A 13,047-nucleotide genomic window follows, 5' to 3' on the forward strand; every position below is an offset into this window, starting at 1 on the left:
AATAATTCAAGAGGATGTGCTTCTATGAAAAAAAGAATCTATGTGGCTATCGCAATATGTGCAATAAGCATACTAGCGGTAGGGTGTGGTAACAAACCTACTTCTACTGGTCCAGTGCAGGGTTCCGATCCTGCAAATACGACACCAGCGCCAATAACTAACCCAAGCGAAGAAAATGAAGAATCTCAAGAAATTGGGGTTTTTTACGCGGATGATCAACTATTACAGATAGAACAACATAAGAAGGAGATCACATTCAAAGATGACTCCGAAAAATACAGTAAGACCTATGCGGCCCTTCAAAGTAGTGATCAAACCGAACTAATTCCATTGTGGAGTAATATTGAACTACTTTCTGCTACTTTTGATCAAGGGAAATTAACGCTGGATGTGCATATTCCGGATGAAGCAAGATTAGGGTCTGGCGGGGAGCTTTTAGCGATCGATGCTTTGAAAGGAACCTTTTTTCAGTTTGACGAAGTAACCAGTATTGATTTGCTCGTTGATGGAGATGCAACTGACAGTTTAATGGGTCATGCAGAATTAGAACATCCACTAACCCGTGAATAGATCCATCCGATGGAACATACAAAGCATGTTTAAAAATAAGAGCCATTCGCATCAATACTTTGCGAATGGCTCTTATTTTGTCGGTGAACGTGGATTTGCAATTCTTCTTGGTCAGGGAGTTATGAAGTTCCTTTTTGTTTACTCGCCTGCATCTGTTGGGCAAATCTCATCATCTCTTCGAACTCTTCCTCAGATACGGCATCCCCATCGTTGCTTATGTCTTGTACAATCGGAATTTCGGGCTTAGCTTTGGTTCCTTTGCCGTATGTACGGGTACGGGTTCCAGCTGCACCAGCAGCCTGTTTACCTTTAACCTTGGCCTGATCACGAATATATTGCACAGCTTTCTCATATGAGTTCACCTGCTTGAGCAACATGTTGGAGGCAATGGCCTCAACGAAGTTACGGTTAATCCGCTGCTCTCCGCCAGATACAAGTAATGCCATCAGATAATGAATCAATACATTGATAACTTCACCAGGCAACTTGTAGCTCAGATCAATTTTCTCAAATATATCAATCAGATTGTCCGGTACTGCACCTGGGAAGAATGTCTGCAACAGGCGGGTATACGGCTCGTTACGCAACATCATATTGTATTGATGAATATCACACTTCGTCATAAATTGCGGGGGTACTTCGACGTAATATTCCATCTGTACCCCATGCTCAACAGGTGGTTCACCGGAGTCTTCTTTCCGCTCTGGCTCCTCCATATGCTGCCTCAGTGCCACGACCTTGGCTGCCTGTACAGTCTGTTGCTCATGGCGCTTCTTCGTCTGTCTGAACTGCATGCTCGCTTTATGCTGAAGATCATCCAGAATCAGCTGGCCCTGTGGAGTGAAGATATCATCTTCATCCAGCAGACGGCATACATCCTGCACACTAAGGTTGAACTTGTTCACCACATAATTCACAATGCCCAGTTGTTCATGATCGAACCGCAACTGTTCTACATGACGGCGATTGACCGACTCGCGAGGGAAACGCAAAATAATGTCGGCATAGTTCAAACTGTTTTCTTCCGCTGCATCGTTCGTGCCAGTCCGCTGAGCTGTCGTTGATACTTCCGACAATGCTTGCTCCAACTCGTAATCAATCACATGGGTATTCAATTCAAATATATCGTAAAAGGGAACGGAAATATTCTCTTTGTTGGCTGCCGGATAAGGCGCGTCCCCATTTTCCACTGCAGAGAAACCCGAACGCAGGGAAAGGACGGCGAATTTGCCTATCTTGTCACGAAGCAGCAGTGTCAAATGCTGTGTCCGGAAAAACTCTGCCGGAGAAAGCGGCGGTTGCAACTCATATTCGTAGATGTAATCATCATTTTCCGGTATATATAGCCGTGAAGTCTGAAGTAGTCCCACCGCTTCAAGCTTGGATGCCTGCTCTACCAGATATTTACGCCCTTTCTCGCTCGGCTCCAGGCCAAGCGTCATGAACAGCCTCCGTTGCTGTTCAAGCGGCGAATAACCGACCTGTTCACCGGGAAGATGCTGAAACAACAGCCGATACAAGCCAACCGCAAAAGCACCTACCATGGGCTGATATGCTCCTGTAAGCATACGGTCATCCAGGGCGCTAAGTCCAAACTCCCTGTATACGCAGTAGCGATGATGTTCAGTATAATGGTGCAGATTCTTCATGCGCATAGCCTGATCTCCTTCTCCCCAAATGTGTGTTTATCTATTCTATCATAAATGTCTGATCCTCAAATGTTCAAAAACAGGTAAAAAGATGGCCTGTTCTCGCTCCGTTTCGTCCTAGGTCGACATCATTCACGTTTTCGCCGTATTAAGTAAATTTCTAAAATAAAAATGTCGAGTGCCGCTAGAATACTATAAAAGCTGTAGCCGCAGAATACAAGGGAATATCTAAAGAGAATGTTCTCCAGATGTATATGAAGTACAAGTGTACAATAATCCTCCGAATATAAATGAACAGCAAAAAAGCCTTCCCTTTGTACTCGTAAGCGTTTACGACAAAGACAAGACTTTCACGCGATTACAGGCATGCGTTACCTCGTTCCAACAATCTAAAACATTCTGTACCCACCCAAACGTAACTTCTGGATCGTCCAGCCACTGATTACCGCACCAGCCAGTCCAGCGATGCCCGTCATATAGTCCACAAGCTGGAAAGAACCCAGATGTGACATCAGAGACGACGAATGATCCCATAGAGAGTATACAACAACAGGCAGAATTACAATGATGAACAGATAGGAAGGAAACCAGGTGGTCTTCATCAGCATGTTCAGAATGAAACCGATACCAAACATCATAACGAAAAATAATACCATTAATACCAACACAGGTATAAATTGCATCGGGCGACATTCACCTCTTCTTTCACACTTTCGGGTTTCACTTCTGGATAGTAGTTAGTGTACCGCAAAAAATGTGGCGAAGCAACGAACTTTCTGGACAAATTTCCCTATATTTATGTACTGTTCATTTGCCCTTCTCCTTCATGTTGGGATACAATGTAAACGATAAAGCACTCACCCGTCCCTTATAATGCGTGTTCAAAAAGACTGGTTTTCAATTCCGAGAAGATGGAATGAAGTTAGAAATAGAGCAGCGGAGCGTAGATAGAGCTACGTGAGCAGCTACAATGTTTCCTAAGGAAACATACTTCGGAAGCCTCCCACTTATTTCGGCTGAATGCCATATTCGATGCTGATGATGCCACCAGGCATGATTCGTAATCAAAAGCGGACTTTTTGAACAACCTCTTATAGGGATTTGGAAATATACCTTGCAGGAGGAACGAAACCAATGAACGAAGCCGCATCAACACTGGAGGGCTGGTATGCCCTGCATGATTTTCGCTCGATTAACTGGGCCGCCTGGAAAGCAGCAGATGATGAAGAACGTGCTGTAGCACTGGACGAGCTTCAGGAATTCTGGAAAGAATGGAAAGAAGTCGAGGACTCATCCAAAGGAAGTACCGTTGTATATACGGTTGTAGGTCAAAAAGCCGATCTCGTCATGATGCACCTGCGTGAAACGCTGGAAGATCTGAAGGCTGTTGAGAACGCGTTTAACAAAACGATGTTTGCCCAATACACAACGAAGTCTTATTCCTACGTTAGTGTAGTGGAACTGAGCAACTACCTTGGCAAAGAAGGCGAAGACCCGATGCAAAATCCGGAGATTATCGCCCGCCTGAAACCTGTTCTGCCACAACGGCAATACATCTGCTTCTATCCGATGAACAAAAAACGTGAGCTGAATGACAACTGGTACATGCTGTCTATGGACGAGCGTCGTACCATGATGCGCAGTCACGGCATGATTGGTCGCAGCTATGCGGGTAAAGTGAAACAGATTATTACCGGCTCTGTCGGTTTCGACGATTGGGAATGGGGCGTAACGCTATTTGCGGATGATGCACTTCAGTTCAAGAAACTCGTCTATGAGATGCGTTTCGATGAAGTTAGCGCCCGTTATGGCGAATTCGGTTCGTTCTATGTGGGAAGTCTGTTGAACGAAGGTACGTTGGAAGAAATGCTTAAGCTCTAAAATAGTACAACGAACAAAACAATAAAGCACCGCGACATCTCCTTTTAAGGATATTGTCTGCGGTGCTTTATTATCTATCAATATTCTACTACCTCAAGCTTGATTTAGATCTATATTGTTTGAACTATTTATTTACACAAAAACGGAAAGGACAGAAAAAACCTGAAAAAGCGAAGCTACAAGCTTTCTGCAAGAAAGCTACTTCGAAAGCACCCACTTCGCCTAAAAGCTTTCTGAAAGAAAGCTGCATCGGAAGCATATGCTATCACCGGATTTTCCCTTTAACAAAAGGGAATCAAAAAAATCTGGGGCGATTGGAAGGTTATGTCTCTAATCCTCGTCCTCTTCATCAACAGCTTTCAGTGATTCGAGGAATTCGGCTGTGGCCCGGTCACGGTCACGCCCCTTCTCTTTAAGCCGCTCAATCGCGGGCAAAATGAGAATATCCACTTCTTTCTGCACGATGTAGGCCAGATCATATTGATCCTGTTCCTCCAGATAACCACCGACCTGCATCAGGGCGTTGTATCGATCCAGTTCCTCACGCGTTAATAATCCCCGGACCTGAACACTGCAATGTCTCATCCAAAAAACCGCCCTTTCTTCAGGACTAGCGGAATACCACCAATGATGAACAGATAACGCAGATCAACCAGTTTCTTCAATTGAGCCGCTTTCCAGCCCTTGTATTTCTTGCCGCCTACAACAGCAATCGCTTCACCTTTACCCAATGAAGCAACCGTGCCTTTGCTCGTAAATACAAAAGGTTGTGGCTGTTTCTTGCGAATGGATGCCACGACGTTCTTGGCGCAGTTCACACCTTGCTGCATTGCAATCTGGGCTGTTGGCGGATAAGGCCGTCCTTCCGCATTGAAGACCAGTGAATTATCACCGATCACATAGACATGCTCATGTCCAGGAGCACGCAGATAATCATCTACCTTTACACGTCCGCGCATCACTTCAAGACCTGCCTGTTCCAACAGTGAATTACCGCGAATACCGCCCGTCCATACCACTGTGGCAGCATCAAGCTTTTCACCCTCACCCACAATAACCCCATCCGGGAGACACTGTTTGATGGGAACACCAATTTTGAAGGTAACGCCCTTCTTCTTGAGCACATTCATGGCATGTTCTACCAATTCCGGGTCAAATCCAGGCAAGGCCGAAGGCGCTGCCTCTACATTATAGATGTGCACATGTTTTGGATTCACATCGAACTCCTTGCACAGCTGTGGAATACGATCTGCAAGTTCAGCTACGAATTCAACGCCACTGAACCCCGCTCCACCTACGACAAACCGAATACGATTTCGTTTGTTATCGTTTTTGTACATCGCAAATTGATATTCGATGTGTTCTCGGATCAGTCTGACCGAGTTAATACTGCGGATGGTCATGGCGTGATCGAGCATACCCGGAATACCGAAGGTCTCAGGCTCACCGCCTAGTCCAATAATCAGATAATCATAGGATAACGTGCCGTCCTCCAGAATGATCTTCCGATCCTGCAGACGAATCTCCTTGACGGAAGATTTAACCAGATCAATCTTGAACTCATCAATCAGCTTCGAAATAGGGACTCTTGCATGCTCAATGGTATCCGTGCCGGCTGCCGGCATATGTAGATGTGTAGTAATATAATGATAATCATGCCGGTTCACTAATGTGACGTCGGCCTCGTTATAATTCAATTCCTTCTGCAGCCGCTGGGCTGTCAGAATCCCGCCATAGCCCGCGCCGAGGATGACGATTTTGGGAATACTGCTCATGTCTATACCCCTTCCGGTTTCACTTGCATCAGTCCAATCTTGGTTGAGATGCAAAATGCACATACTTACAAATATTGATGAGGTCTTGCCCATTATGACGACAAATGTTAACTTCGCGAATTTATTTAAACGTTTGCATCAATTTCATAACTCATTCCATTGATTCGTTTGCACGCAAGTTATCGATTCAAGTTGTGAAATTAACCACAAGATTCTATAAAACACGGGATCTGTGTTCATATTACATATTGACTCTAAATTAGACAAAAAAACACATAGTACAGGTCAAGGATATCTGTATTTCTAGTAAAGATCAAGGTTTTTTTTGTTATTTTTCATAACCTTTCATTTCCAATTTCATCCTATTCTCATCTGATCTTCATCAATTGTTCCTAGATTCGTGACGCCGCTAACTTTGCAACCCTGAATACACCGTTTATAATAGGAAAGACAGTTCAGTACCAATGCCGGTTCCGATACGAGCCTGCACATTTTTCCTGTTAACTACCTATTAAAATATGAAAGGTGTTGTTGATTCTTGACTGCACAGAATTCCAGTCATGATATGACTGATTTACTTATTATCGGTGGAGGCCCTGCGGGTCTGTTCGCCGCATTTTACGGTGGGATGCGTCAGGCATCCGTTACACTGGTTGAAAGTATGCCACAGCTTGGCGGACAGCTTGCCGCTCTTTACCCGGAGAAATACATCTATGATGTAGCCGGATTCCCGAAAGTAACTGCTCAGGAACTGGTGAATAACCTGGTTGAGCAAATGAGTCATTTTAACCCGAATATCCGCCTTGAGGAAAAGGTTGTATCGGTGGAGAAAAAGGATGAGCAACATTTCATCGTGAAGACGGATGAGAATGAATATCATGCCAAAGCCGTCATTATTACGGCTGGTGTAGGTGCATTCGAACCACGTCGCCTGGAGCTTGAAGGTGCTGCCAAGTTCGAGAAGAGCAACCTGCACTACTTCATCAGTGATCTGAATGCCTTTGCTGGCAAAAAGGTACTGATCAGTGGCGGCGGTGACTCTGCGGTAGACTGGGCACTCATGCTCGAGCCCATCGCTGAGCAAGTGACGTTGATCCATCGCCGGGACAAGTTCCGTGCGCATGAGCACAGTGTCGAAAATCTGATGAATTCCAAGGTGAATGTCGTTACACCGACCGAAATCACGGAACTTCATGGGGATGACACCATAACCAAGGTAACCCTTGCCCATGTAAAAACCAAAGAAACTCAGGAAATCGAAGTAGATGACGTGATCGTTAACTTCGGATTTGTCTCTTCTCTCGGACCCATTGCCGAGTGGGGTATCGAAATTGAGAGTAACTCCATCGTTGTTGATTCCCGCATGGAAACATCCATTCCAGGGATCTTCGCTGCCGGGGATATTACAACATACCCGGGTAAACTGAAGCTGATCGCTGTCGGATTCGGCGAAGCCCCAACAGCAGTTAATAATGCAAAGGTATACTTCGATCCGGACGCCAAGTTGTCTCCAGGGCACAGCAGTAACATGAAACGCTAGTTCGCTGAAATAACATATTTTGATACAAAAAAGGGTATCTTACTCCTGAGTGAATCCATATCAGGAGGGATACCCTTGTCTTATATATGCCCGCTGTGTAACGGTCTGGTTGTACCGGAGCAGGCTTGCCCCCACTGCCTTCAGGGACTGTTAGAATGCGGCAAATTGGACGACTACACCGGACCATACAGCCCCTACGTATTCCAATCCTCCTCTGACACGGCAGACGAAGTCGAAAACGTTTGCAATCATGTGATGTACTGTCCCCATTGTCAGACGAGCACGCCATGGGCTGTCTCACTATGGGACTTGTCCGGAAACCTGTAACATTGCCTGCAATGAGGATCTCTAGTGAAGAATGGCAGATACGTCGGTACCCAGTTTGCGCTTATGGATTTCTGCCAACAGCAGTGCGATGAAATCTCGTTCGAGATTCAACTCAATCGCTTTATGGTAGGAATCCAACAACATCTCATCGGATAACATAGCCATTTCCCGCCACAACCTTTCCTTTTTTTTCCTCAAAACTATCATATCAGAGATTCATATAGAGAACAAGCGTTCTTGTTATCCACAATGATATGTGGAAATCCTGTGCATAGTTTGTTGATAAATGGAAAAAATGTAGAGTAATCAACGTGTATAGTGTGGACAATATTTATGCACAGGCATGTTGTACTACTATCAGAACGTTTATCTGCGTATTTTTTTTGGAATAAATTCATAGTTTCAAGACTTGTTGCGAGTAAATTACCCAGTAATGTAAAATTTCAAACCTTTTTCAACCCATTTTCTTCTATATATTATCGGTTTTTCTTGGATTTTCTTGAGCTTTCCCATTCATTTTCTATTGAGGTCTGGTATTCACTTCCAAAATCCAGATCTTGCCTGAATAATCCAGTCCATAATCAAATCCAAGCTGACCTACACCAGGGAACTGCCGTTCCATAATGTACGTGCATGTCAGTGTAAGTGAACGCATCTCCCTGCGTTTGTGCCGACCAGATATATGGGGCAGGGATAAACCGAGAGCTCGCCTTCCTGATAACATGGTGCCACCCTTGCTCAGATTCGTTACACAGAGCCCGGGACGAGCGAGACGTCCAACCAAGGAACGGAATACCCAGCCTCGATCGGTTTTGACAACTTTGACTCTGTAATCAACAGGTCTCCCTTGAATCGTTGCCAGATGAATGCCTTGCTGGATCAAGTACCTGCGTCTAGCCTTTACACGCACCAGAGAGCGATACATCTGGCTGAAACTGGCGAAAGAACGTGTCGTTTTCATATGGGTGTATCGATAAGCCCCACCGCTCGCCGATACCCGGATGACACCATAACCTCCGCCTCCTACAATAGGTTTGACATACACCATTCCATAACGACTGAGCATGTGCAGCAGATTACCCGAGTTGAATGCCTTGGTCTGTGGAATATGGACCGCGGCTACCGGGTATTTCATCAATGCCGCTGTCTTCCGCCATTTGCTTGCAAGCTGTCTCGACATGGGTTGATCTCCTTCCTTGAAACAATAGTCCTTCCTTATACATACTCAACAGAAGCCTTGCTTTCTTGGATGTCTGTCCACGGCAGGGGCCCCTTTTCCATGAAACTTGTCCCAGGGTGATGGCGGAAACGGGAACAAGCGCCCGGTTTGCTTTTCAAACAAGTCAATCTGTCGTATGCTACTAAGGAACGGCTTGGAAGGGCTTAAATATGAGGATCTAAGGAGCGTTTAGAACAAATGGAAGCATTTTTCAAATCACTTTATGGCGTAGCCTATTTTGCAATGTCGATCGTTCTGGTAGCCGTTACGGTACTTCTCTTTGTCACAGGTATTCGACTGTTTATTCAAAAGCGCAATCGCGGCTTTGCCGTGAGTTGTCTTATATTTGCCTGTTTCATCGTCTTTATCATTGTTGTTATGTTAACTACGCCCTTCTCTGCCACACCGCCGGGTTCACCGGAAGCCATGGCTGCCCTTCTTCACTTCGGGTAGTTGAACCTCTGTAGAAGGAGATGCTTATGACACGTACTAATGAAACCTTAGGAATTATTGATATCGGCTCAAACTCCATTCGTCTAGTTATCTATGAACTGGATCAGGACGCAGCCTATCGCATCATTCATGAAGACAAATACGCCGCTCGTCTGAGCAGCGTTGTTGAGCCGGATGGTACCATCCTTCGCCATTCTTTGGATAAAGCCATCACCATCTTGCGTCAATTCAAAGCGACCTGTGAAGCGTATCAGACCAAACTGATCCGTGCAGCAGCTACGGCAGCCATTCGTAATGCAAGCAATGTCCTGCAGATTATCGAATGGCTGGAGACAGAGACGGGGCTTACCATTGAATGTGTATCCGGAGATCGGGAAGCCTATTACGGTTTCCTTGGTGTTACTCAATCCATTGATCTGGCAGACGGTTTCGTCGTAGATATTGGAGGCGGCAGCACGGAGATCACAGTCTTTCGGGATCGGAAGAGGTTACATAGCATTTCCCTCCCCATTGGTGCAGTGAATTCACATGCCCGTTATGGGGGTGAAGACCAGTGGAGCGAAGCGAATGCGAATGCATTGTGCAATGAAGTCATTCAAGCTCTTCGTGGACAGGATTGGATTCATGAGCATCCTGGACTGCCACTCATTGGACTTGGCGGAACGATGCGTACACTCGCCAAAGTGGAGCAGAAACGAACCCAGTATTCGTTGCCTGTCACCCATCATTATGAGATCAGTGAGCAAGCAATGGAGAACATCGCTCGCTCCCTGCCACATCTCACCTCGGCACAGCGCAAAAAGGTGCCTGGACTCGCTAAAGATCGCGCAGACATCATTGTGCCCGGCGTACTGATCCTACGAACCGTCTTCCAGTTAATACAGGGAGATCGTTATGTGGTTAGTGGTGCGGGTCTACGAGACGGGTTGTTGCGTGATTATATGGCTGGAGGTCAGCCGGTCGTTCCGGACGCGCTGAAGGACAGCATCCGCAACTTTATCCATTTCGGTCCGCCTATTCCAGAGAAACGTCTGCAACGGATTCATCAGGATGCGGTTACCCTGTATACTGCACTACAAGGCACTGCTCCTGATGAGGCAGATGCCCGAATCCTGTATGCGTCCTCCATGCTGCACATGGCAGGTAAGCAGATTAACTATTTCCGTTATACACAGCACTCGGCCTATTGGATTATGAATGCAAGCATCTATGGACTTTCTCACCGAGAGACGATCCTCAGTGCCAGCGCGGCCGATTATCATCCAAAAAAAAGAACGCCCCAACTGCTGAATAAGCACCGGGACATTCTGAAAAACTCGGATGAGCGACATGCTCATCGTATAGGCTCTCTGCTGCGCGTAGCCGAAGCCATTAATCGATCGGAGAGCATCGCTGCGATCGAAGCAACCAAAGAAAACGACTCGCTGCAGGTGCAGTTCACCTGTACAGCAGAGCCGTTACTGGAACTTGATGGCCTGGAAGAGGCCGTCAAGGATCTGCAGGAAGCCTGGGGAGTTACGTTATCGTACTCCATTCAGCAGGTTTCCAAGGGATAATTCCCATAGCCTCCGTCTGACTTCTCAGCGGGGGCTTTTCATTTTTTACAAATACATAATTGCCACCAGGCATAAGCTCTCTGGCTTTGACATTATCATTAAGGGACAGATTAAGAATATCGACCAGCATCTTCTTCAGCTCTGGATCGAACACGGGACACATCAGTTCAATTCTTCGATTCAGGTTACGTGTCATCCAGTCTGCACTGGAGATGAATACATCCGGGTTGCCGCTATTTTCAAAATAAAACAACCGTGAATGCTCCAGAAAACGATCCACTATGCTAATGACCCGAATATTCTCACTGAGCCCCTCTACCCCCGGACGCAGACAGCATACGCCACGCACGATCAGATCGATCTGCACACCGGCTTGAGAAGCCTCGTACAACTCATCAATCATATCCTGATGGGATAAGGAATTGATCTTTGCAATGATTCTGGAAGGTTTGCCTTTCAGGGCGTGTTCCGTTTCTCGACGAATCAGTGCGAACAGCTCATCCTTCATACCATCCGGAGCTACGCGGAACGCCTGCAATGCCTTCGGACCGGAATATCCGGTAATCTCATTGAACAACTCGGATGCATCTTCCCCAATAATCGGATTGGAGGTGAACAGACCTACGTCCGTATAGACTTTGGCTGTACTCTCATTATAGTTACCGGTTCCTACATGAACATAACGTCTCAGCCCCTGCTGTTCCCTGCGTACGACAAGAATGATTTTGGCATGTGTCTTGAGTCCAACCAGTCCATAAACCACGTGACAACCGGCCTTCTCCAGCTTACGTGCCCAAGCAATGTTACGCTCTTCATCAAACCGGGCTTTCAGTTCCACCACCACTGTGACCTGCTTACCACTCTCAGCCGCAAGTGCAAGTGCCGGAATAAGGCGTGAATCGCCATTGACCCGATATAATGTCATCTTGATAGCCAGAACTCTTGGATCTTCCGAAGCCTCCAATATAAAATCAGTGACCGGTTCAAACGATTCATACGGATGATGCACCAGTACATCGCGTTTGCGCAGCAGCTCAAAATGACTTTCTCTTGGCAGAAACTCCGGTGGATAGACTGGCTTTACCGGACTGTATTTCAGATGTGAGAAACTTTCCAGACTGTCCACGAATCCCGCCAGAAAACTCAGATCAAGTGGGCCATCCATTTCGTACACGGGGTCCTGAATATCGAATTCATCCTGCAATTCCAATAAGGCATCCGGACGAAAATCCTTGCAGACTTCCAGTCGAACAGGAGCGCCTCTGCGTCTGCGCCGTAATTCTTTTTCAATAGCCTCAAGCAGATCTTCCGCTTCCTCTTCATTAATAAACAGATCCGCATTGCGGGTCACCCGGAATTCCTGTGCAGCAAGCGAGATATAACCGCTAAAGAGTGTATGAATATGATGTTTGATGAGGTCCTCAATCAGGATGAACGTTTTCTTTTTGCTATTCGCCCGAATGGGAGCCTGAACTACCCGCGGCAGATTGGAAGGTACCTGAACAATAGCCATAAACGGCTCACCCTCTTGTTCCCCTTCCTTCTGCAGCATTACGGACAGATAGACCGACTTGTTGTGTACCAATGGGAACGGACGGCTCTGGTCAATCGCCATCGGTGTGAGTACCGGGAAAATAATATCATGAAAGTACTGGTCCATTGCGCGCTGTTGTGTCACATTAAGATCTGTATATTCCTGAATGTTTACGCCTTTTTTGGCGAGTAGACGAATGAGTTCACGATACGTTTTATACTGTTCGGCGACCATGGTCCCGGTTCGTTTGATCAATCTGCGGTACAATCCCGAAGGCGTGTATCCTGTAAAATCCTTTTGCGTGAATCCGGCCTTGATCTTCTCTTTCGTCTCTGCCACCCTTACACTGACGAACTCGTCCAGATTACTAGCGACAATGCCGAGAAATCTCATGCGTTCCAGCAGAGGCGTTGTTGGATCCTGGGCCTCCTGAAGTACGCGCCGATTAAATTCAACCCAACTCAAATCACGATTAACGTAGTTGCCTGTTTTGACGTCTCTATGCATGTATGGCCTCCGAATGTGTTGCATATCTATACTTGG

Annotated in this window: 13 protein-coding genes; 6 read left to right on the forward strand and 7 right to left on the reverse strand. The window is 46.3% G+C overall.

The features are described from left to right. The first annotated feature begins 24 nt into the window (after positions 1-24). Positions 25-570, forward strand: a complete 546-nt coding sequence (locus NKT06_RS25620) for a GerMN domain-containing protein (RefSeq protein WP_253440623.1) — start codon at positions 25-27, stop codon at positions 568-570. Between the two features lie 119 nt (positions 571-689). Here the strand turns inward: NKT06_RS25620 and NKT06_RS25625 are convergent, their stop codons facing one another. Next, positions 690-2,225, reverse strand: a complete 1,536-nt coding sequence (locus NKT06_RS25625; protein WP_253440624.1) for a replication initiation and membrane attachment family protein — start codon at positions 2,223-2,225, stop codon at positions 690-692. 383 nt (positions 2,226-2,608) lie between these two features. Then, positions 2,609-2,902, reverse strand: a complete 294-nt coding sequence (locus tag NKT06_RS25630; protein ID WP_017692435.1) for a YuiB family protein — start codon at positions 2,900-2,902, stop codon at positions 2,609-2,611. Positions 2,903-3,353: 451 nt separating this feature from the next. Here NKT06_RS25630 and hemQ point away from each other — a divergent pair, with 451 nt between their 5' ends. Then, the gene (hemQ, locus tag NKT06_RS25635; RefSeq protein ID WP_253440625.1) at positions 3,354-4,100 is read left to right on the forward strand and encodes a hydrogen peroxide-dependent heme synthase; all 747 of its coding nucleotides are present in this window, start codon (positions 3,354-3,356) and stop codon (positions 4,098-4,100) included. Positions 4,101-4,430: 330 nt separating this feature from the next. On the opposite strand, the gene NKT06_RS25640 is transcribed toward hemQ, so the two are convergent. Both NKT06_RS25640 and NKT06_RS25645 read right to left on the reverse strand, forming a co-directional pair. Beyond that, positions 4,431-4,685 carry a hypothetical protein gene (locus NKT06_RS25640; protein WP_036673350.1) on the reverse strand — a complete coding sequence of 85 codons (255 nt, stop codon included), beginning with the start codon at positions 4,683-4,685 and terminating at the stop codon, positions 4,431-4,433. After that, entirely contained in the window at positions 4,682-5,875 is a 1,194-nt protein-coding gene (locus NKT06_RS25645) for an NAD(P)/FAD-dependent oxidoreductase (RefSeq protein WP_036605766.1), read from the reverse strand. Before NKT06_RS25645 ends, NKT06_RS25640 begins: the two co-directional genes overlap by 4 nt. Positions 5,876-6,440: 565 nt before the next feature. Here NKT06_RS25645 and NKT06_RS25650 point away from each other — a divergent pair. Further along, positions 6,441-7,415 (forward strand): NAD(P)/FAD-dependent oxidoreductase, encoded by a 975-nt coding sequence (locus NKT06_RS25650; protein ID WP_253442802.1) that lies wholly within the window; start codon positions 6,441-6,443, stop codon positions 7,413-7,415. 75 nt (positions 7,416-7,490) lie between these two features. Next, the gene (locus NKT06_RS25655) at positions 7,491-7,742 is read left to right on the forward strand and encodes a hypothetical protein (protein WP_253440626.1); all 252 of its coding nucleotides are present in this window, start codon (positions 7,491-7,493) and stop codon (positions 7,740-7,742) included. A gap of 21 nt (positions 7,743-7,763) precedes the next feature. Here NKT06_RS25655 and sda read toward each other — a convergent pair whose 3' ends face one another. Both sda and NKT06_RS25665 read right to left on the reverse strand, forming a co-directional pair. Continuing rightward, positions 7,764-7,907, reverse strand: a complete 144-nt coding sequence (gene sda / locus NKT06_RS25660) for a sporulation histidine kinase inhibitor Sda (RefSeq protein ID WP_017692430.1) — start codon at positions 7,905-7,907, stop codon at positions 7,764-7,766. 355 nt (positions 7,908-8,262) lie between these two features. Further along, the gene (locus tag NKT06_RS25665) at positions 8,263-8,922 is read right to left on the reverse strand and encodes a YheC/YheD family protein (protein ID WP_253440628.1); all 660 of its coding nucleotides are present in this window, start codon (positions 8,920-8,922) and stop codon (positions 8,263-8,265) included. Between the two features lie 237 nt (positions 8,923-9,159). On the opposite strand from NKT06_RS25665, the gene NKT06_RS25670 reads away from it, so the two are divergent. Together NKT06_RS25670 and NKT06_RS25675 are read left to right on the forward strand one after the other, a co-directional pair. After that, positions 9,160-9,414, forward strand: coding sequence for a hypothetical protein (locus NKT06_RS25670; protein ID WP_062837940.1), 255 nt, complete (start codon positions 9,160-9,162; stop codon positions 9,412-9,414). A 26-nt stretch (positions 9,415-9,440) separates the two neighbouring features. Then, entirely contained in the window at positions 9,441-10,970 is a 1,530-nt protein-coding gene (locus tag NKT06_RS25675) for a Ppx/GppA phosphatase family protein (RefSeq protein ID WP_253440629.1), read from the forward strand. Here NKT06_RS25675 and ppk1 read toward each other — a convergent pair. Further along, a complete protein-coding gene (ppk1, locus tag NKT06_RS25680; RefSeq protein WP_253440630.1) occupies positions 10,930-13,011 on the reverse strand; it encodes a polyphosphate kinase 1 in 2,082 nt (693 codons plus the stop codon). The genes NKT06_RS25675 and ppk1 overlap by 41 nt on opposite strands. Positions 13,012-13,047 lie beyond the last annotated feature (36 nt).

The organism is Paenibacillus sp. 1781tsa1, assembly GCF_024159265.1.
In the GTDB taxonomy this organism is placed as follows: Bacteria; Bacillota; Bacilli; order Paenibacillales; family Paenibacillaceae; genus Paenibacillus.

What these genes read in the sequence shown, in the direction of transcription:
- sda (WP_017692430.1), bottom strand. Translation starts at nt 7,907, where the DNA reads ATGGCTATGTTATCCGATGAGATGTTGTTGGATTCCTACCATAAAGCG.
- NKT06_RS25665 (WP_253440628.1), bottom strand. Translation starts at nt 8,922, where the DNA reads ATGTCGAGACAGCTTGCAAGCAAATGGCGGAAGACAGCGGCATTGATG.
- NKT06_RS25650 (WP_253442802.1), top strand. Translation starts at nt 6,441, where the DNA reads ATGACTGATTTACTTATTATCGGTGGAGGCCCTGCGGGTCTGTTCGCC.
- ppk1 (WP_253440630.1), bottom strand. Translation starts at nt 13,011, where the DNA reads ATGCATAGAGACGTCAAAACAGGCAACTACGTTAATCGTGATTTGAGT.
- NKT06_RS25675 (WP_253440629.1), top strand. Translation starts at nt 9,441, where the DNA reads ATGACACGTACTAATGAAACCTTAGGAATTATTGATATCGGCTCAAAC.
- NKT06_RS25645 (WP_036605766.1), bottom strand. Translation starts at nt 5,875, where the DNA reads ATGAGCAGTATTCCCAAAATCGTCATCCTCGGCGCGGGCTATGGCGGG.
- NKT06_RS25640 (WP_036673350.1), bottom strand. Translation starts at nt 4,685, where the DNA reads ATGAGACATTGCAGTGTTCAGGTCCGGGGATTATTAACGCGTGAGGAA.
- NKT06_RS25630 (WP_017692435.1), bottom strand. Translation starts at nt 2,902, where the DNA reads ATGCAATTTATACCTGTGTTGGTATTAATGGTATTATTTTTCGTTATG.
- NKT06_RS25620 (WP_253440623.1), top strand. Translation starts at nt 25, where the DNA reads ATGAAAAAAAGAATCTATGTGGCTATCGCAATATGTGCAATAAGCATA.
- NKT06_RS25625 (WP_253440624.1), bottom strand. Translation starts at nt 2,225, where the DNA reads ATGCGCATGAAGAATCTGCACCATTATACTGAACATCATCGCTACTGC.
- NKT06_RS25670 (WP_062837940.1), top strand. Translation starts at nt 9,160, where the DNA reads ATGGAAGCATTTTTCAAATCACTTTATGGCGTAGCCTATTTTGCAATG.
- hemQ (WP_253440625.1), top strand. Translation starts at nt 3,354, where the DNA reads ATGAACGAAGCCGCATCAACACTGGAGGGCTGGTATGCCCTGCATGAT.